18 protein-coding genes are annotated in these 20,229 nt (G+C 44.4%); 7 read left to right on the top strand and 11 right to left on the bottom strand.

What is annotated here, in order from left to right; translation table 11 throughout:
- The 7 genes from zapA to rpoN all read right to left on the bottom strand — a co-directional run.
- Positions 1-2,316: cell division protein ZapA (gene zapA, locus BM210_RS34730; RefSeq protein WP_256223423.1), on the bottom strand; the 2,316-nt coding region annotated here is incomplete at its 3' end.
- 266 nt (positions 2,317-2,582) lie between these two features.
- Positions 2,583-5,051 (bottom strand): phenylalanine--tRNA ligase subunit beta, encoded by a 2,469-nt coding sequence (gene pheT / locus BM210_RS09450; protein WP_091167335.1) that lies wholly within the window; start codon positions 5,049-5,051, stop codon positions 2,583-2,585.
- Positions 5,052-5,073: 22 nt separating this feature from the next.
- Positions 5,074-6,108 (bottom strand): phenylalanine--tRNA ligase subunit alpha, encoded by a 1,035-nt coding sequence (gene pheS, locus BM210_RS09445; protein ID WP_091167333.1) that lies wholly within the window; start codon positions 6,106-6,108, stop codon positions 5,074-5,076.
- A 249-nt stretch (positions 6,109-6,357) separates the two neighbouring features.
- Positions 6,358-6,681 (bottom strand): hypothetical protein, encoded by a 324-nt coding sequence (locus BM210_RS09440; RefSeq protein ID WP_091167331.1) that lies wholly within the window; start codon positions 6,679-6,681, stop codon positions 6,358-6,360.
- A gap of 115 nt (positions 6,682-6,796) precedes the next feature.
- A complete protein-coding gene (locus BM210_RS09435; protein WP_076237806.1) occupies positions 6,797-7,021 on the bottom strand; it encodes a MerR family transcriptional regulator in 225 nt (74 codons plus the stop codon).
- A 338-nt stretch (positions 7,022-7,359) separates the two neighbouring features.
- Positions 7,360-8,988 carry a copper amine oxidase N-terminal domain-containing protein gene (locus BM210_RS09430; protein ID WP_091167330.1) on the bottom strand — a complete coding sequence of 543 codons (1,629 nt, stop codon included), beginning with the start codon at positions 8,986-8,988 and terminating at the stop codon, positions 7,360-7,362.
- Between the two features lie 213 nt (positions 8,989-9,201).
- Positions 9,202-10,524, bottom strand: coding sequence for an RNA polymerase factor sigma-54 (rpoN, locus tag BM210_RS09425; RefSeq protein ID WP_091167328.1), 1,323 nt, complete (start codon positions 10,522-10,524; stop codon positions 9,202-9,204).
- A 526-nt stretch (positions 10,525-11,050) separates the two neighbouring features.
- Between rpoN and BM210_RS09420 the strand changes: the two genes are divergently transcribed.
- Together BM210_RS09420 and BM210_RS09415 are read left to right on the top strand one after the other, a co-directional pair.
- Positions 11,051-12,685, top strand: a complete 1,635-nt coding sequence (locus BM210_RS09420) for an Ig-like domain-containing protein (RefSeq protein ID WP_091167327.1) — start codon at positions 11,051-11,053, stop codon at positions 12,683-12,685.
- A gap of 61 nt (positions 12,686-12,746) precedes the next feature.
- Positions 12,747-13,379: a hypothetical protein gene (locus tag BM210_RS09415; protein WP_091167325.1), complete on the top strand. Its 633-nt coding sequence runs from the start codon at positions 12,747-12,749 to the stop codon at positions 13,377-13,379.
- 114 nt (positions 13,380-13,493) lie between these two features.
- Here the strand turns inward: BM210_RS09415 and BM210_RS09410 are convergent, their stop codons facing one another.
- Entirely contained in the window at positions 13,494-15,134 is a 1,641-nt protein-coding gene (locus BM210_RS09410) for a stalk domain-containing protein (RefSeq protein ID WP_091167324.1), read from the bottom strand.
- Positions 15,135-15,651: 517 nt separating this feature from the next.
- Between BM210_RS09410 and BM210_RS34725 the strand changes: the two genes are divergently transcribed.
- Positions 15,652-15,819 (top strand): hypothetical protein, encoded by a 168-nt coding sequence (locus BM210_RS34725; RefSeq protein WP_177237727.1) that lies wholly within the window; start codon positions 15,652-15,654, stop codon positions 15,817-15,819.
- Between the two features lie 74 nt (positions 15,820-15,893).
- Here BM210_RS34725 and BM210_RS09405 read toward each other — a convergent pair whose 3' ends face one another.
- Entirely contained in the window at positions 15,894-16,181 is a 288-nt protein-coding gene (locus BM210_RS09405) for an alpha/beta-type small acid-soluble spore protein (RefSeq protein ID WP_091167322.1), read from the bottom strand.
- A 66-nt stretch (positions 16,182-16,247) separates the two neighbouring features.
- Here BM210_RS09405 and BM210_RS09400 point away from each other — a divergent pair, with 66 nt between their 5' ends.
- The 4 genes from BM210_RS09400 to BM210_RS35330 all read left to right on the top strand — a co-directional run bounded on the left by BM210_RS09400 (position 16,248) and on the right by BM210_RS35330 (position 18,522).
- Positions 16,248-16,436 carry a hypothetical protein gene (locus tag BM210_RS09400; RefSeq protein ID WP_091167320.1) on the top strand — a complete coding sequence of 63 codons (189 nt, stop codon included), beginning with the start codon at positions 16,248-16,250 and terminating at the stop codon, positions 16,434-16,436.
- A 228-nt stretch (positions 16,437-16,664) separates the two neighbouring features.
- Positions 16,665-17,114, top strand: a complete 450-nt coding sequence (locus BM210_RS09395; protein WP_091167318.1) for a hypothetical protein — start codon at positions 16,665-16,667, stop codon at positions 17,112-17,114.
- 357 nt (positions 17,115-17,471) lie between these two features.
- Complete coding sequence (locus tag BM210_RS09390; protein ID WP_177237725.1) at positions 17,472-17,699, top strand: spore germination protein; 228 nt, start codon at positions 17,472-17,474, stop codon at positions 17,697-17,699.
- Between the two features lie 688 nt (positions 17,700-18,387).
- A complete protein-coding gene (locus BM210_RS35330; RefSeq protein ID WP_218184909.1) occupies positions 18,388-18,522 on the top strand; it encodes a YjcZ family sporulation protein in 135 nt (44 codons plus the stop codon).
- A 592-nt stretch (positions 18,523-19,114) separates the two neighbouring features.
- Here BM210_RS35330 and BM210_RS09375 read toward each other — a convergent pair.
- Both BM210_RS09375 and BM210_RS09370 read right to left on the bottom strand, forming a co-directional pair.
- Entirely contained in the window at positions 19,115-19,267 is a 153-nt protein-coding gene (locus tag BM210_RS09375) for a DUF4062 domain-containing protein (RefSeq protein WP_218184908.1), read from the bottom strand.
- A gap of 653 nt (positions 19,268-19,920) precedes the next feature.
- On the bottom strand, positions 19,921-20,226 hold the full coding sequence (locus BM210_RS09370; RefSeq protein WP_091167311.1) for a hypothetical protein: 306 nt from the start codon (positions 20,224-20,226) through the stop codon (positions 19,921-19,923).
- Positions 20,227-20,229 lie beyond the last annotated feature (3 nt).

The raw sequence follows: 20,229 nt of genomic DNA, 5'->3' as shown, positions 1-20,229 counted from the left end.
CATCGCTTCATGCCACTCCTGCTGCTCGTGCAACGCCTGCGCTTTCTGAGACTCTAGCTCTGCCTCACGTTCACTTAGCGCTTTCGCCTTATCCACTTCCAGCTCTGCCTCTCGCGCACGAATCGCTTCGCCGTTTTGCTCTTCGCGCTCTTGCAGCACCGCTTCATGCCACTCCTGCTGCTCACGCAAAGCTTGTGCTTTCTGCACCTCTAGCTCTGCTTCACGCTCACGCAGCCCTTGCGCCTTCTGCGCTTCTAACTCAATCTCTCGCTCTCTCAGCGCCTGCGCTTTCTCAGCACCTAGCTCTGCTTCACGCTCGCGCATCTCTTGCACTTTCTGCGCTTCCAGCTCAATCTCTCGCTCTCTCAGCGCTTGCGCCTTCTCCTCTTGCAGCTCTTCCTCACGCGCACGAATCGCTGCGATGCTTTGCTCTTCGCGTTCTTGCAGCACCACTTCGTGCCACTCCTGCTGCTCGTGCAGTGCTTGCGCTTTCTGCACCTCTAGCTCTGCTTCACGTTCACTTAGCGCCCGCACCTTATCGGCTTCAAGCTCTGCTTCACGCTTACGCAACGCTTGCGCTTTCTCCGCTTCTAGCTCTGCTTCTCGTTCACGCAACGCTTGCGCTTTCTCCGCCTCTAGCTCTCTCAGCGCCTGCGCCTTCTCCGCTTGCAGCTCTGCCTCTCGCTCGCGAATCGATTCGGCGCTTCGCTCTTCACGCTCTTGCAGCATCGCCTCATGACGCTGTTGCTGGGCAAGTCGCTCTGACTCAAAGCGCTCTTGCTGCACATGCAATTGACTCTCTCGCTCTACAAGCGCATCAGAACTTTCCTGAAGCTTTTCAGTCAGCTCATCAGTCAGTGCTTGCAGCTCAGCATAAAGCTCCTGCTGCAGCTGCACCTCTTCCAATCCGCTGCTTAATTGTAGCTGCAGCTCAGCCAACTGCTCGTTTTGCTCGCGCAGTTCAGTCGCAGCTGCTTCCTTATCGCGTTGAGTCTGCTCCAAGCGTCCCTTAAGCTCAGTAAGCTCGCTTTTTCCCTTCTCGATCTGTTCTTCTAATTGGTGCTGAAGCTGATGTTCATGATTTAACTGCTGGTCAAATTCAAGCTGCTGCTGTATGTGCTTCTCTTGAAGCTCTTTCAATTCAGCTTGAATGGATGAACTCCGGTCCTGTTCCAATCGGTGCTGCTCTTCCAATTCTTGATGCAGCTCCAACTGAAGATCATATTCTTCCTGGCGTAAACGAATTTGTTCCTGCAGCTGATCATTTTGTAGGCTTAATTCCTCAATAAGCTGCTGCCTGCTTTCGCTCAGCTGCTTAAACTCGCTAGCCTCGGACTGCTGCTTCTCAAGCTTCGCATGCAGGCTTGCCTGCTCCTGCGATTGCTGTTCAAGCAATTGCTCCAACAGGATCTTTTCCTCCAGGCGACTTGCCAACTGCACATCAGCTGCATCAGCCCTTAATGTAAGGTCGGCTAGCTTAGCTTCCTGCAATTTACTACGCTCCTGCAGTTCTTCTCTCACCAACTGCAGTTGTTTAAGCTGTTCCTCGGAAGCAGTCCGTTGTTCCTCTAGCTGCTCATTAGCAGCCGTTTGCTGTACTTCCAGCCGCTGCCTTGCGGCCTCCTGCTCGACTTCCAATAGCTCCTTGGCAGCTTCGCGTTCAGCCTCCAGTAATTGTTCGGAAGCTTCCCGCTGCGTTTGCAGCTGCAATTCCAACTCTACTCTTGCAGTCTCACGTTCAGCTTCCAGCTGCTCCTGATTTGCCTTCTGCTGAGCCTCCAACTGCTCCTTCGATGCTTGCCTGAGAGCACCCAGCTGCTTTTCCAATCTACCGCGAGCCTCGCGGTCTTCTTGCTGCTCAACCTCAAGCTGTTTACGACGCTGCTCAAATTCCAGAGCAGACGCTTTCAAACGATCAATCTCAGCCAATGCTTTTGTACGTTCAGCGTCCAGCTCCAGGCTTCCTGCTTGCAGCTGCTGTGCGTGATCGCGTTCCTGCTCCAAATTTTGCAGCAGCAAAACTCGCTCTTCCTGTAAAACAGCAAGCTCTTTGAGCGATTTTTCCATTTGCTGTTGTCGAACCTGTATCTGTTCCAAATCATCCCTGATTTTGCAATAATCATCTGACATGTGAACAGCCGCCAAAACGGCGATTTTAGGTGTATCCAAACGCGGAGAACCCGCGGAAATTTTCTGCATTTGTTCATTAACATGTGCTACTACACGTTTCATATGGGGAACACTTGCTTCTGAAACCAATTTGTACTGACTGCCAAAAATATCTACCGTCATCCGAATTTTGCCTTCATTACCCACAACAAGCTCTCCTTTCGGAATCCCCACTTAAGAAAAGCTTCTGATCGAAGCCTATTCGACGAGGATATATTCGTCTCAAATAGGTTGCTTTTCTTGCAATATCAGCTTATTCAGCTCTGCTGAAAACTTATAAATTCTGATATTATAAACAAATTCCTCGTATCTCATTTATTTCGATACGAGGAAGCTTTTTTCCTGCTACAGCAAGGGATTTTCGTTATTTTCCATAAAATGGATTTCGTTGAAAATCAAATGCGGCTGCTATTTTATTTTCTAAGCTCGGCACCATAAGATTGCTCCAAGGATGCTAACACCTGTGCATGCAATTCGCTAACTTCTTCGTCGGTCAAAGTGCGCTCCGGAGTCCGGTAAACCAACGCCAAAGCTACACTCTTTTTATCTGCTCCCAGACGGTCACCTGTATAAATATCGAATACCTGAATCGACTCCAGCAATGCGTCTGCTACTTCTTTTACCTTGGCCGTCAGCTCGCCCACCTGCAGATCACGGTTAACAACAATAGCCAAATCCCGACCGATCGACGGGTAGCGTGGAAGAGGACTATACGTAATTTGCTCATCGGCATAAACGGCTAAAGCTTGAAAATCGATCTCAAGCACGTAGGTATCAGCCAAATCCCGCTGCTGCTGAAGAGCCGGATGAAGCTGACCCAGTGTTCCAATGATCTGCTTTTCTACGGATGCTCCGTTGACTGCTGGCACTTCCAATGTAATATTTGCTGTTCTTCCAGGATGGAAGCCCTCTGGCTGCGCAGCTGCATAGCCAATCTTCCCGGTAAGACCTAGGTACCCAACAAGATTTTCAAATACACCCTTCAAATCATAAAAATCTACCTCAGCCGACTTTCCGCTCCAATGTGTCGCCTGACGTTTTCCCGTTAACAGAATTGCCAGCATCAATCGTTCCTCAGGAAGTTTTGTTAGGGAAAGCTCATCAGTTACGAATACTTTGCCGATTTCAAATAGCGCAACATCATCGGTATTACGATTGCGATTGTAAGAAGCGGCCTCCAGCAAATGTGGAATCAGGCTGGTGCGAAGCGTGCTGCGCTCCTCGCTCATTGGCATGGACAAGGTCACGGGCTTCGATTCTTTAAAAGCTCCCGGAAAATCTTTAATTTGCTGCGGATGCGTGAATGAATACGTCACGGCTTCATACAGGCCGCTTCCAGTCAGCAAAGTGCGTGCCAAACGGCGGATGGTCTGTTCTTTATTCAATGCACCTGGAGTCGTTACACCAGTCATCAATGTTGTCGGGATATTATCGTAGCCATACAAACGAGCAACTTCCTCGATCAAATCCACACCACGGGTAATATCACCACGACGGCTTGGTACATGCACATGGAACGTTTCCCCATTTGCCTCCACATCAAAATGCAGCCTTTTGAAAATATCATTCACCTCTTGGGCGGACAATGCCGTACCCAAATAAGCATTAATTCGGCTAACGCTAAGCTCAATACGTACTGGACTGTGCGGCTTGGACACAGATTCTACGATTCCCGAAGCAATCTGTCCCTCCGCATATTGGCTCATCAAAGCTGCAGCACGATTCAGCGCCGGCAGTACTGCCTCAGGATTAACTTCCTTTTCAAAGCGCAGCGATGCTTCAGAACGAAGTCCAAGCTGACGTGACGTTTTACGAACCGTTCCCCCATCAAACTTGGCCGATTCCAGCAAAATCCGCGTAGTGCCATCTGTTACTTCGGAATTTTCGCCACCCATAACGCCAGCGATTGCCACCGGTTTCTTACCGTCTGTAATGAGCAGCATATGAGGCTCCAAACTGCGCTCCACGCCGTCCAAAGTAACCAGCTTTTCACCAGTCTTGGCCATACGAACATCAATATGACCGTTATCCAGCTTATCTGCATCAAATGCATGGAGCGGCTGTCCATACTCCAGCATCACATAGTTCGTAATATCTACAATATTATTGATGGGTCGAATGCCTGCTGCCATCAAACGATTTTGGATCCATAATGGAGAAGTACCGACACGAACCCCTTCAATCAGCCTTGCAGCATAATGCGAGCACTGCTCTTGGGCCGTAATCTCAACCGAAATATGCTCTGAAGCTTGGCGGGATGCTTTACCTTCCGCAGTTCCTTGCTCTGCATCCGGAAGCCGTACAGGACGTCCCAATATCGCAGCGATTTCGTAAGCCGCACCCAGCATACTCAGACAGTCGGAACGGTTTGGCGTCAGATCAAAATCCAGCACCTGGTCGCTGATCGCCAGCACATCCAGAATGTTTGCACCGATCTCCGTATCCTCAGGAAGCACAAGAATCCCTTCTTGAATTTCCTTTGGCAGCAGCTTGTCATTAAGTCCAAGCTCCTTCGCGGAGCAGATCATACCCTGCGATTCCACACCGCGCAGCTTCGCGCGTTTGATGTTTAAGCCGTCCGGCAGCTTGGCTCCGACTATAGCGACGGGTACCTTTTGTCCGGCATCGACATTTTTGGCTCCACAGACGATTTGCAAATCTTCTCCTTGACCTACGTCCACTTTACACACGCTAAGCTTATCGGCATCTGGGTGTTTTTCACGCGATTTGACGAATCCGACGAGCACACCCTCTACACCTTTATTGCGATCCTCCACGCTATCAATTTCAACGCCGCTGCGCGTTAGCTTCTCCGCCAACTCAGCAGCCGTAAATCCACTCACATCTACATACTGGGACAACCATTGATATGAAACCTTCATGTTTGCTCACGCTCCTCTCTTTTTATACATGTACGAACTGCTTCAGGAACCGAAGATCGTTCGTATAAAAATGTCGAATATCTTCGATATCGTATTTAAGCATCGCTACACGCTCCACACCCAAACCAAAAGCAAATCCGCTGTACTCCTCTGGATCATAGCCAGCCATCTCCAGCACTTTCGGGTGTACCATTCCTGAACCGAGAATTTCCAACCAGCCGCTCTGCTTACATACCCGACAGCCGGTTCCGCCGCACATGGAGCATGTCACGTCCACTTCTGCGCTTGGCTCTGTAAATGGGAAAAAGCTTGGCCTCATGCGGATCTGCGTTTGCTTGCCAAACAGCTCCTGAACAAATTGCAGCAAAGTACCCTTCAAATCACTCATTCGGATATTGCGGTCGATCACAAGTCCCTCGATTTGTGTAAACATATGGCTGTGTGTCGCATCATCGTCATCGCGGCGGTACACACGTCCTGGACAAATAATCCTTACCGGGACCTCGCCTTTCATTTTCTCCATCGTACGTACCTGTACAGGTGAAGTATGAGTACGCATCAGAATATCCTCCGTCACATAAAAGGAATCCTGCATATCGCGTGCCGGATGGTTCTTTGGCAAGTTCAACGCTTCAAAATTATAATAATCCTGCTCAACCTCTGGACCTTCCGCAACGGTATAGCCCATGCCGATAAAAATATCCTCGATCTGCTGGATCACCTTGCTGAGCGGATGAGCTGCACCCACACCACCCGGCTTGCCTGGCAGTGTAACATCAATCGTTTCTGCGCGAAGTCTCAGCTCCGTTTCGGCACGCTGATACTCAGCCTGCTTGCTTTCGATGACCGCTTCAATGGCGCCGCGCACATCGTTCGCCACCTGACCGATTGCTGGGCGTTCCTCTGCACTCAGTGCTCCCATTCCACGCAGGACCTCGGTTAACGGACCTTTTTTCCCTAAATATTTAATTCTCATCTCGTTTAATTGCTGTTGATTCGTAACTTGCTCAAGCTCTAGCAACGCCTCAACCTTTAATGCCTCTAATCGTTCTTTCATTTGCTTATCCTCCCTTATTTCGAAATTTCTGTTCTTTTATCCCTTTAACTAATCCCACTTTACAAGTGCGGTGAATCAGGAGCGAAGCGACCAAATGATCATGGAGAAGCGTTCGCCTTTGTTTCCGTATTTTCACAGCTAAATCATTTAGATAATCAGAAAATACGGTAAACAACAGCTGAGAGTTTGCTTAAGCAAACTGGCTTCGTAAGCATCATCTTGGAAGAATATTTGGTCGCGCAGCCGGCCCTAATTCACCGCACTTGTATTACCATCAAACGCAAAAAAGACGTCTCCCTGTCCCGGAAAGGGACGAAAACGTCGTGGTACCACCCTTGTTTCGAAAAGCTTCCATTCCGAATGCCGATCCAACTGATCGAGACTCAAATAACAAGCAAAGCTTCCCGCTTTAATGAAATTAACGGTTCCAGAACGTGAACGTTCATGGCCGGTTCCCTCTACTTGCCACCGGCAAAGCCGTGGTTTCAAAGGACTGCTCAGGAGTGAACTTCGGCAGCCTGTTTCTGTAGAACCGCTCTCAATCTCCGGCGGCTCCTCCCTGTAAAGAGGCACTGCGTACTTATCTCCGTCAACGCATTTCTTGATATGCAACTATTAGCAGTATTATATGCAAATTCAACCTGTGATGCAAGTTAAATGGAGCAAACAAGTAAAATCTTCATTAAAATTAAGACTTTAGTAAACTATCCATTTCACTTTTCAGCAAAAGATATCTATGTGTGCTTCTCATAATTTTTATTTTCGTAAGATTATGTTTATCAACATATGTTTTCATGGCATCCTTGGACAATCCCAGCAGGGCTCCAGCTTCAGTAATGGTTAAGACTTCTTCATTACTAGTAGCATTGAACGTCTTCTTAACCTTCTGGTTCCAATCTTCAAACGAAGTCATCACTTCACAACCTTTTCTCATAATAAAATTACTTAGTCATAACCTTATTATTTTAACACAATTTGCGGAAATATGCGCAATAAAAGTTGACATTTCACAAAACGAATGCAAATCCAGCATATATTTTTAAACACTGAATTTTTTTGGATCAAAAACGACCGCGTTTCACTGCAATTATGCTATCTAAGATGAACTAAACATCATGACAGCAAAGAGGCGCTGCGAAAGCAGACACCTATTTCAATCGTTGTTGATGCCAGATTCTTTGGATTCTTAACCCCATAGGGGTAAGAAGCTGCATGCTCAAAAGAAGCTATATACTGAATGAGCAGCAGTTGTTATTTGGTTATCCGTATGCTGCGTGCCTCGTTTTCCCATTCGGTTTGACCGCCCAGCTGTGTGACGATAAACGTCAAGGGCACGAAATGGATGCCATCACGCATAATCATTTCCTTTTCCATCTGCATTTCCACGCCATCCACCAAGGCCGTATGGCTGCCCGAATTCAATTTAATCGTTTTTAAAGTTAGTGGATCGGTAAGGGTAACCGTGTTCTCCGGCTCGTTCCAATCGACACGTACATTCAGTTTTTCACTGAGGAAAGAAGTCGGCACCATTGCCACGCCGTCATCCATGAACGGTTTACGAGTATTAGGTTTGTAACGATCGCCATCCATAAGAAGTATCACTGATTTTTTCGAGACGCCCAAATCGTTTTTAAGCAGCAAATACGCTTCCGAGGAAGGAGTAAAATTGCGCAGCACATCGATAGGAGTCAATCCCTTTTCCAGCACCAAAGCATCCTCATCTGCCGTTAACTGGGTCGGTTTGACCGGATTGTTGATGTTCCAGTATTCACCCGATATGGATAATTTGGCTGAGGATAGACTCCCCTTCGATACTGTGTTCAATGATGAGGCTTCAACAAGCAGGTTGGATTTGCGCAGCTTCAATGTGTTGTCCATATATAAATCTGCCTTGACATGGGTCGTATCGTTCAAAAACGGCAGCTGCTCCTGCAATTCTTGTTCATTCATAGCATGTAGACCAAGAAGCACAAAAACAGACAGCTGCTTGACCTCGGTATGGATCACTTCAATCGTCATGTCGCGGTTTTTCAGAATGTCCATCATTCCTATAACAGCCTGCATCCCTGCTTTGCTTCCTGGTGTTTCAGGTATTGGATAACCTTCGAGAGGATTCGTTACGGTTTTTCCGTCTTTTATGTCTTGGATCATTTGCTCGAGCTGAGGGGAGAGCAGCGGATAGAGCAAATCGTACAGCTCACCAATCAATTGTTTAAGTGCCTTGTCGTCCTTCATCAAATTGGTAACGAACGTTTTTGCGAGCGGCATCAGCTCTTTGCCTGATACCTCACTATGTAATTTGTGGAGAGAAAGCGTCTCACCGTTAACCACTTCCCTCACATTTTCCATACTTAATTGACCCGGATTAGGGAGCTGTTTAATGAGAAAAGAGCTTAGGCTTTTCATAAAAGGTTCATTTTGCAGCCTCTCCTGCAGCTCGGTAATAAAAATAGGAGGGACGGCTCCACTGCTGTTGGAAGCCAGATCAATCACGATGGGCTTTTTGCCGCCTTCCAGAGCGATAATGATCCGTTCCTGTGTCATATAAGCCTGAAAAGCAATTTTACGATTGGCGATGGTTATATATCCCGTATAAGAAGCTTTCTGAGTATTGTCAATTTTAATTGAGTCATGATGAATCTCAATATGCTCTAACAGCTTCATGATGGTTTGTCCTTCTGCGGAAGTGCGTGCCTGTACTTTATCTCCAGGAACAAGATCAAAAATAATGCTCCCTTTTCCTTCCAACGATTGCGCAGTTGTAGCCTCTAAAATTGCTTTGTTTACATCCAATCCGCCAACAGCCTCACACCCGTTTAATACCAAGGGCAGGGCAATAAGCAGTGCACCTATTTTTCGTTTACCTAAACGTATGAACATATCGATTTTCCTCTTCTCGTTATGTATGCTTGAATGGACAAAGCTTATATACACATAACATTCGAGGTCAGCAGGTTTTTTCCTTTTTTTATCATTTTGGATCAGATAAACAAAAAAAGGCCATCCCTAATGGGAAGACCGGCTTACCTTGTTTCCTACGTACGTCACCTTCCCTCTTAACATACCGGCTATGCTATCACCGTATCTTAGAAACTAGTTCACATATGAAGATCTTAATCGTGATGAAGCAATATGCAGCGCTTCTCTGTATTTCATCACGGTTCTTCTTGAGATCTGCAAGCCCTGCTGAACCAGCTTGTCGGTAATTTGCTGGTCGGATAAAGGATTATGCTTATCCTCCTCTTTCACTAGCTGCATAATTTGAGCTTTAATGCTGTGCGCGGAGACGGGTTCCTGACTGCTTGATTCCACTTTGCTGGAAAAAAAATATTTCAAGGGATAAACACCACGTGGAGTTTGTACATATTTATTTTTAACCGCCCGACTGACGGTAGATATATCCAGGTTCAATTGTTCGGAGATCACTTTCAAAATTAATGGCTTTACATACATCGGGCCTTTCTCCAAAAATAGCCGTTGCTCTTCCATAATCGCCAGAACTACTCTGCTTATCGTTGCTTTTCTTTGCTCAAGACTTCGAATTAGCCATTGAATGGACGGCGCATATTGACCTAAGAACATTTTCGTTTGCTTACAGCCACTTTGCTTTTTAAGCTGCTTGTAGTAATCATTCATATACACCTGCGGATAACACGCCTCATTGATCAATACGGTGTATTGGTCCCCATTTTTATGGATTACAGCATCCGGCTCGATACGGGGCGCGGTAAAAGTGTTATAAACCAGGCCTGGGCGAGGGTTCAGTGTTTTCATATAATGAATCGTTTTTTTAACATGCTCCAGAGTTATCCCCACTTGGTCAGCCACCGTCTTATACTTCCCTGCTGCAATCTCCTGCAAATACTCACTTGTAATTCGGGCCGCCCATTCATTGGCATTAGAGTCTCTGTTAATCTGAATAAGCAAGCATTCCCGCAAAGACCTTGCGCCAATCCCGGCAGGTTCCATAGCCTGCACATAGCTCAATGCGGTTTCAATCTCCTTCAGAGGCTGCCCAAGGTAGGCGCTCATCTCCTCCACGCTTATCGTTAAATACCCGTCATCATTCAGACTTCCGGCAATAAACTCCACTATGCTGGCATACTTTTGCGGAATATCACTTTGTCGAAGCTGGCTGAGCAGCGTCATCTCAAGCGATTCGTCCTGTTTGCTGACAATGTTAAGCAGCAGGTCATCGTAAGCGCTCACATCATACGATTTTGAAACGGTTTTTCTTTTTAACTGAGGCAAATCAGGACGATATGCAAATTCCATCAAAGGATTTTGTACAGACTGCTCCTCCAAATAGTCCAATAATTCCGTAGAAGACATTTGCAGCATATGCATGCTTTGCATCAGCTTCGTGTTCAATTTCAAATTTTGCATTTGAGCTATATTGAGGTCAAGATCCAACATATAGATCACCTGTCTTTTTAAAATCGTCTACATCCGTGCCGAGACTCCAAAGTTTTGCTTCGGCATCATCACTTATAGTCTAATCTTACATCACAATTGTTTGTCTGAGAAGGTTGGTAACAGGGTAAAGAAGCTGCCACCGCTTGACTTCCACCGACAGTTCCTCACTTCATTATTTCATCTGTAAATGATCCCACTTTTCTCCATTCAATCCTATGTGTTCGGCAGCCACTGCTCCAATGGCTTAAATATCGAGTCATTAGGGATAAATCATGTTTTTTTTTGCAATTCCATTGCGCTCCCAGCTTTAATGCTTTATCCTTTTCCATCATAGGGGACAATCAGCAACACAGCTCCTGACACCGGATTTTCACTCCGCTTGCTCCTGTATCTATTTAGACCGTTCAACACGAATATTCACCAACTTATTTTGTAGATAAAGCTTTACTTTTTGTGTTCAAATGTCGATAAAAATAATAGGTTTATATCCGTATCATCCAAGAGAATAGAAGGAGACCTATCATACATGAATTTTCGTATTCCTCAGACATTACTGCTGTCTGCTTTCCTTTTAAGCTCTAGTCTAGTCACTACCCCATGGGGGGCAGCTCCTGTCTATGCCGCTGTTGAACATGCTACCGATTTAAAAGATTTGCAGGCTAAGCTTGACACTGCCATACAAAGTAAATCGGCTTCCTACAGTGTCACTTACACAGGTGGCGCCTTAACCAAAACAAACGTGAACAATATGTTGGCAGCCATCTACGAAGCCGATGATTATCTGCTATACAGTACAAAGTCCTACGGATACACACTGGCATCCGACAAGGAATATTCGACAATTAATTTAACGTTTACTTACTGGGAAACTGCCGATCAATCCAGAAATGTTGCTGCAAAAGTAAGCGATATCTTAGCTGAAATCATCACACCCGACATGAACGATTTTCAAAAGGAAAAGGCAATTCACGACTGGATTGTTTCTAACCTCTCTTATGATACAACAATGGTGCAGCATTCTGCTTACGCTGGACTTTTTGGCGGCAAAAAAACGGTATGTCAAGGCTATGCCTTACTAGCCTATCGCATGCTCACGGATGCAGGATTGGAGAATAAGATTATAGAAGGTACATCTGGCGGACAGCTCCATACATGGAATCTGGTCAAGCTGGAAGGCAATTGGTATCACCTCGACACGACATGGGATGATCCTGTAGCCGATACGTCTGGCAAAACCGTATACAGCTACTATAATCTCACCGATGCCCAAATTAAAACCAATCATAACTGGAAAAAGAAATATCCAGCAGCGGCGGTAGATTTTACGGACCAACTGCTGAGCAAAGGAAGCACGGATACGGCAAGAGCCCTTTTTTATAACAATTTCCAGCAAGTGCTTGATCTTGATTATTTAAAGGATGAATTTACTGCTTCTACCCCTGCGCAGCTGGCTGCCAAAGTCAAAGAAACAATGGCTGCTAATCAGCCTTCCTTTACCATTCGCTATACTGCCAAGAAAAGCGTTGCCAATGACCTTAAATCAGCCGTTAGCGGCTTTGGCAACATCTCGACATATAGCTACAGCTCTCCCGATTTTTTGAGAACGTCATTATCCACTGATGTTTTGTTAACCGTTCATCTAACTTATGGTAATCCTGTTGCAGCTGCGGGCATAACATTAAATGACAGCAATATTGCGGTGAATATCGGCGGTACGGCTCCGCTGATTGCTACAATTCAGCCAGTGAACGTGTCTAATAAAGGCATTACCTGGTCCTCTGCCAACAGCTCCATTGCGACGGTGAGCAACAAAGGCCTTGTCACTGGCAAGTCGATAGGAACGACTACCATTACGGCTACTACCTTGGATGGTGGTCTCATCGCTTCTGCTGAGGTTGATGTGTCACAACCAGTAACCCGCATTTCGTTGGGTAAAACATCATTGAACCTCAAAATCGGAGACCCGGACTTCACGCTGAACCCTACAATAGCTCCGTCCAATGCGACGAATAAGGCTATTACCTGGTCAAGCAGCAACACGTTGGTTGCTACGGTGGATGATGTCGGTGTCGTGCACATTCTTTCCGCTGGCAAAGCTGCTATCAGCGCCAAAACACAGAATGGTAAAACCGCCAGTGTCACCCTTAGCATCAAGCCTTAACTAACGATTTAATTGACACCTAAGAAATGCAATCTACAAGCGATGCTGGGGGGATAGCTGCATGTTTAAACAACTAAGGCTTATAGGAATCATAGGGATCATTATAGCTACACTCGGGGCTTGTGTGCCGCAATCAACCGCTGTTTCTGCTCCAACAGATGAACCAGCACGGGTCGAGCCAGCGGATGCGCCAGTGCCCCCACCGAGATTAAGCGATGAGGAGCTCAAGCACTTCAATGAGTATATTCCTTCTCTCAGGGGAGCCTCATTGATTAAGTTGGCCGAAATTCGCAATCAGAATGAAGCCTATATCCAATTTTATACAAACTATAACGAGCTCAAAGAAGCTAATCCCGACACTCCTATAAGCGAAACGGAGTTCAATAGCTATTTCCCTGCAATCGATGCTGTTCATAAGACGATCATGGATATATCCGTTCGGCTGCTGCACGAAATCCCTGCCATTCGTAAAATCACACTAGCCGTTCCTTTCAAAAACCAGTTATATGGTATTGACGCCAATAAACGGTCAATCGAAATGTACCTGAAAGCAAGCTTTAAAAAAATGCATGATGAGCCTGGTCAAAAGCATTGGAAAGAACTGCTCAAGAAACTTTTCACTACAAAGGAACGGGACAAATTCGCTCAAAGATTCATTCGTCCTTGTCAACCTTCACCGCTTCAGCTTCAATAGGGTTGATTGGTAACCAGCTTTATTAGCTTATTCCTAATGCTATTAAATGGCATGAACGTCTAAAACGCAAAAAGCTTACAGGGAAGGACTCCTGTAAGCTTTTTTCATATTCCGTTATTTGTTAACAGGACCTAATTGAATTTGGACTATAGAAGCGCCTATTCCCGGCTCGTTTGGCTTATTATCACCGCGCGGCTGGTCGAAGTTACTAATATAAAGGGTGCTGCCTATAAAATAGGGACTTGCCGGGAATTCCAGCGGACCTTTGTTATCGTTATGTGCAACCTCGGTTACTTTGCCGTCTATCGTCACCTTAACGATCGAATTACGCTCATTGGCACAAACGTACAAGGCATTGTCCGGGCCGAAGTTAATACCGTCAGCACCATAAAGCAGTGGGCTTTTGGCCACCAATTCTGAACTGCCAAGAGAACCGTCAGCGTTCACGGTAAAGCGATTGATTTCTCCACTGCTCGTATTGGATACATATAGTTTGCCATCCTGACCGAAGGCGATTCCGTTAACGACAATAAGCTGCTCTGTACGCTCTGGCTGTAGACCGCTTTTAAACGTATTCAATTTACCGTCAGGTGTTACCATGTAAATATTTCCATTGGCACCGCCGGTCACATACAGATTGCCTTTTTTATCGAAAGCCAAACCGTTTGCACCAGCTACACCGCTGACATAGGTTTCTACCTTTGATGTATCGAACATTTCGCCTTCCAGATCCTTAGCCAGCACCCGCAGGATGACACCCTCCTGACCACCGCTCGCCATATACAGATTACCCGAAGCGTCTAATCCCAGCCCTGTTGCTGCACGCGGGAGCTCGGTTAATACATCCACCTTGCCGCTATCCGCCTTAATACGGAACAGCTTCTTCGAATCGGAGTCTACTGTAAATACATGACCCTTGTTATCGGCAATAACACCTTCAGTTCGCATACCAGTTGCTTGTTGAGGGTCCAAATCAGCCAGAATCGATATTTGTGCTGTGTTAAATTTGATGGTTTGCTTCACTTCTGGTTGAAGCGGCAGCGAGTCATTACCTACCAGCTGAACTGTCAGCGTATGCTCTCCGGGCTTTATATGATTAAATTCGATGGGTTCACCTTTGTACGATGTTATAGCCAGCTTCGGATCGAGTTCTGTATCCAACCACACCAGTAGGTGGCCTTCCCCTGACTTTGCTGCTTTATTTATTTTAAAATCGGTTAACGTTACATTCTCTACCCATACAGCGATTTTCAATTCACTGCTCGTAAGATATTGCCCTTCGCTAATGCCCAATACTCGCATGCTTGGCAACGTATCCGAGCTCACGCTGACGGCACGAGTTTTGGAATCATAGGCTATCGCATAACCGAGGATTTCATAGATGAAGCGAACTGGAACATAAGCCTTTTCTCCGATGACTTGTAAAGGTGCTGTCAAAGCCAGCTCAACCCCGTTTACCTTAACCGTTTTCATATTGGCCGTAAATTCAATTGTACTTCCAGATTTACGTAAAGTAAGTGTCTTAGCAGCCGCATTCCAAGTTACTTCAGCACCCAATTGGCGTGCAACCTCATCAGCAGGTCCGTACAGGTTGCTTTCCACCAAAAACGTTTGGGCCGTAAAACTGGCATCCTTCCCATTCAGCTTGAGCACCATGTCGGATTTCATCGGATCTGCAGCAAACGTAATAGACGATAGTAAGATCAGACTACTTGTAGTCACTGCTGTAGCAGTGAGCCATTGTTTAATCTTCATTATTGAGCCTCCTTATGATTTGCATTCTGCTTGTTCCTAAGCATAGTGTACAATCCGTGATGTTGGAGTCAGCTACCATAAATTCGATATATTGCTTTGCCATTCCTGCTAATAACGGATCGGAATAGAAAGAATAATTGAGAACACATATCCTAGTGACTCTTGGTCACTGCGTTATATTTGGATTATTAGGGTAATTATAAGTAGCAGATGAGTCCAATAATCTTAGGAAATGGGGTTCCATCATGAATGATTTGTATATCTACATGCCGGTTATTTGTGCCCTTGCCTTTGCTTTCTTCATTAGTTATATGGCTTTCCGCAAGAAAGACGAAAATGCTAAATAAAGTTCCCTCATAATCAGGTTTGATTAGGATTACATCCTCACCGATATCAAATCAGAGTTTTGGATATACCCTTGCGATCACCCGAGAAATAATATAGTGAAAAATAACTGCAAGAGCTACGGATGGAGCATCTTGTTTAGGAAACCCTAGCACTATGGGGGTGACATCATATGACGGGCAGAAACAATAAACCGGATAACGACGGATCTGTAAGCAATCCTAGCCGGCTGGACCAGTTTGGAGATAAGCTTTCCTCCGAGAACGAGGACGAGTTTCGTTCAGCTGTTGACCTCAACTCAGCACAAGATTGTAACGTTGAAGAAAAAGAAAATCAGTAATAATCGTATCATTTCAGACAGAAAGAGGATCGCGACGAGCTCCGATCCTCTTTTTTATACGAAATATTGAAGCTTTACTTGTTAGGATTGTTCATCAGCTGCTGTTGAGCCATCTTAATCATTTCTCGAACCATGGATCCCCCTATTTGCCCCCCAATTTTACCTGCCTGTTCCGTAGATAAATGTCCATTACGTCCTGTTGTGAGCGGGATTCCCAAAGATTGGGCAACCTCGTACTTAACGTTCCCAGGTTCGTTCATATTAACCGAATACCCCTTTCGCTGCATAACCTCGCCCTTGAATCGTTCAACAGCTTGTGAAGCCTGGGGTACGATCAAATTACGTCCTCGTCGTCTGGCCATATTGACATCTCCTTTGTTGGAATCGTTCAAGTATTATCTTTAGAATGGACTATGGAAGCTTTTCCTATGCTGGGCATATCGAAAAGAATGAACCTCCCGGCTAATGATTACAAACTTACTGCTGTCGCTCATAGCCGCGGCAAATATATTTATAGTGCAAGTCATCATCTATGCGGTTATCTTCAAAAACCTGATTTGTCTAGCCTTGAGCTCAATTTTATTTTTGACCATTTCAGCATGGATACGATTCATTAGGATCTGTGTTGCTATCTAGTACTTGCGCAACATGTTGGTGGATAGCTCGAATTCCTTGCCGTTTACGCTGGAGACAAATGGCTCTTACGTTTCCTTTATCGATGGATCTGACTTCGATCAGCCGCTGCGTGATCTACCTGTACAAATACAATTGCTTTCCAATTATATCATGATAGGATTTCGGACATAATATCTCTCAAGACAAATACTCTTATGAGGTGTAAGAATATGAATAAAGTTAATAAGCCTTTTGATAAAGCAATTGCGCAGGAGAAGCTAATGAGAAGAGTGTTGAATAACCCACTAAAAAACCTTGATTCTTTCGTGGAATTTGCGCAGAGCCCATCGGTAGTGCGACTCCCGCAGAATGATTCTTACATAAGTTTTCAAAATTTAGCCGCTGCTATTAATGATTTTGACAATAAATTAGGGGAAAGCCACGAAACTCTAATTGTAATTAACGGTATGATGGTAAAACTTGAACGAGTTACATGGTTAGCACCATCGTTCGTAAGATTAGGCGGAAATTTGGACGGTAAACACTTAGAACTAATACAAAACGCAAATAGTTTCAGCCTTATATTAGTTGCGAATCCTAAGACGGTAGAGGAATCTCCTAGACAACCCATAGGGTTCTTTTCAGAAAGTACAGATCTTATCGAACAAACTTTGCAGTGAAGTATGTCCTGCCTGAGGGCTAAATACTAATAGATAAGATACTTTATGGATTAATACACGGAAAAGGAATTTTCTAAATAACACAAACAGCCCTCGATCCCGAAGGAAAAAGGGCTTTGCTTTACGTTATGGAGCCGGCGTATACTCATTAACTTCATTTAGCTCAATATTATAGAAAGCGATTCGCCCTCAGGGTGATGACCGCAGTAAACCTCATAAGTATTGGTAATCAAATGTATTCATTAAGACCGTTACCGGAGAAGCATCAGACGGGCCTAAAGAATGTTCCAATAGGCGTGACGCTTAGACGTATATCTTCATATAATGACTTTGAGTATAGGAGAGGAGTGGAAAAGATTGCCTTCGTTTGTGGGAAGATTTAAAATCAATAACATTGGTCCCAGTTCTAATGTCCAAAATGGAGATGGCGCTATTATCATACTATCCAGCAGTGCAAAGGTAAATGCGGGTTCGGCCTCGTTTTCGCCGGGAGATACCATCCTTAGCCCAACATTTCATACGAACGAAAGCACGAATACAAATGAACCGTCTGTGTTCGATACTACCGCTGGGAGAATTGTGTGATATTTACCCAGCCAAAATATTTAGCGAAATGCGGTTTTCATGAGGTTATGAGGGGCTTGCAGTGGAAAGTCTGGAAAAACCATATTTTGTGGATACAAAAAAACAACAGTTTATTAAGTTAACGGCGAACTATAACTTAATGAAGATAGATTGAATGGATTGATTCATGATTCCATGAAATATATAACCCTCAATCTAGTAATAGAGGGTTTTAGTCATGTGCTTATTGCGCAATTTTCTTCTCGAAACTCCAACTAACACAAATATTGTTGAAATGAAAATAAAAAGAAACAGCAGAATGGTGACATAGTTTGAAAGGTTCCCTCATTTGTATAATAACGAGGGAATCTTTATATTTAAAAATACTATACATCTAGCACCGTATTCAAAAACACCAAGTCTGAAGCTGTGATCGTCTTGTCTACGATCTTCTGCCTCCTGTCCCATAGTATGGATAAATGAGAAATAGACGGCGCAATGAATGCAACCGTCTTTATAGTGATCCCTTGCTAGGAAAGGAGGAAACATAGGAGCAGTCGGAGGAACGATCCCACACCACAGCATATGAAAATCTTCCGAGTAGGGAACCTGTTGCTCCTTCATTTAATCACCCATTTTGGCATCTGTCCAATCACGCTACCGCTGACATTCATAACATACTCTATGCAAGGCGGAAGGAGGGATGAACATGGGTGCACTCGGAGTTGGTGGAATTGGTGGAATTGGTGGAAGCTGTGGAGGCTACGGATTAGGAACTAGTACAGGTGCCATTCTTGTACTATTCATTTTGTTGGTTATTATAAGCACAGCTTTTATCATTTAAAATGTTTGTTAACCACCTCCAGGTTGATTCAGGAGGTGGTCTATTCTATTTTTCAGGATGCTCAAGCTTTACACCATTTTTCCGCGCCAATATTGTAGCAATAATCAGCAGAGCATCCGCAGCATTGATCTTACGTTTAGAAGCCCTGTTCCGCCCAATTGTAGTTGTCCAGCAATTGGCAAAGGGGAACTTGAGCTGGGCTCTGGCAGAATTCGAGCAAGCCGTGTTACCGATTGAATAGGTGAAGCCACAAAAGACATCCTTCCGGCATGCCAAGCTATCCACAACAACCGACATCTAAATGAGCAAATCCAAATTAATAAGTCGTAGCTTCGCAGACCGGTTCGACCAATTAGCCCCTTCATCAGCCTCGGACACCAACGCCTAAATACACCCCCTTTTTGTCGAAAAATAAACAAACAAAAAACCCTTATGATCAAGGGTTTTTCGTGTAAGCGGGTGAAGGGAATCGAACCCTCGCCACCAGCTTGGGAAGCTTACTATATTGTTAATACCTGAGTAGTCATATCTTTCAACGGTTTCAAGAATTGAACACTAACCATGTGTTTCACTTAGACATAAACTGTTATTGTTAGTTGCTGCAACTGTAATCTATGGAGTGCTGTTTTCCTTTTTCATTCAGTACAGCGTCGTAACCAAATTCTTTAATAAATCTTTCTAAATCTGCTCGTACATACTTTAGATCATAAAAAGTGGAACTCACAAATACTCTAGGTCGAGCCATTAGTATCTCCTCTATACATTAGTATATTTTATTCCATTATGCAGTAATATCCATTCAATAATAACACTTTTTACAATTGTCTATTTCTAGGGCGATCTGTAAGAAAAGAAATCCTGTAAATCTGTCCGAACAACGGAATTTTCAAATAATAAAATCATATCTTTCCATCAATGTCCGTTATCCCATTATACTATATGTTGGAATTTATTTGTTACTCGTATCATTTCAAATTTTGCTCATAGTCGGTCGCTGGAAGTGCTTTACCACTGTCACCATTCAGGCATCTTCATTTTGATGTAATCTACCCCCCCATTCAAAATAAACAAAAAAAGCCACCCTTCAAAGGTGACTAATCCTTAAATATACGTTCAACCGCTCTCTGCTTATCTTCCTCACTAGGCATACTGTAGCGTAGAATCATATCCGCTAACTGTGACCGCTTAAACTTTGAATGACACTAATGTCCTCACTTGAAAAGCCGCCTATTTATTAATTTTCATTTCCGCTTATCTCATTTGGCAAAGCAACAAGTATTGCTGTATACCAAGAACAGCTCAATGCAATTCAAAAATGTTATAGACCTTCCAAAATAAATTATCATATTGTTAAAAAAACGCTAAAGCCACTTTTAGGACTGTCAGCGTATTTGGACTTTAATCTTCAAATATTATCTTGCGTGATTTCCCATTCTTGCCAAATACCTTGCCATTGATTTCGGACTCACCTTTGAATCCTCCGCTAATTTCACCTTCCGTGTCACTTGTTTCATACATCTCGACTTTTCTAGATGTGCGAATCCTATCCGCAATAGCATCTTCTTGTTTTCTTTTTATCTCATTCATCTTTTTCTTTTCTTCTGAATTTTCCTTAACTTTTTCATATATTGTATGCGCTATAATACCTTGAACTGATGAATATTTACTTACATTGTAGGCGATTTTCCCAATTTTCTTTAACATATG

Source organism: Paenibacillus sp. 1_12 (assembly GCF_900114475.1).
Taxonomy (GTDB): Bacteria; Bacillota; Bacilli; order Paenibacillales; family NBRC-103111; genus Paenibacillus_S.
The sequence above is the reverse complement of the archived record's forward strand: the minus strand, read 5'-3'. Positions and strand labels throughout refer to the sequence as shown.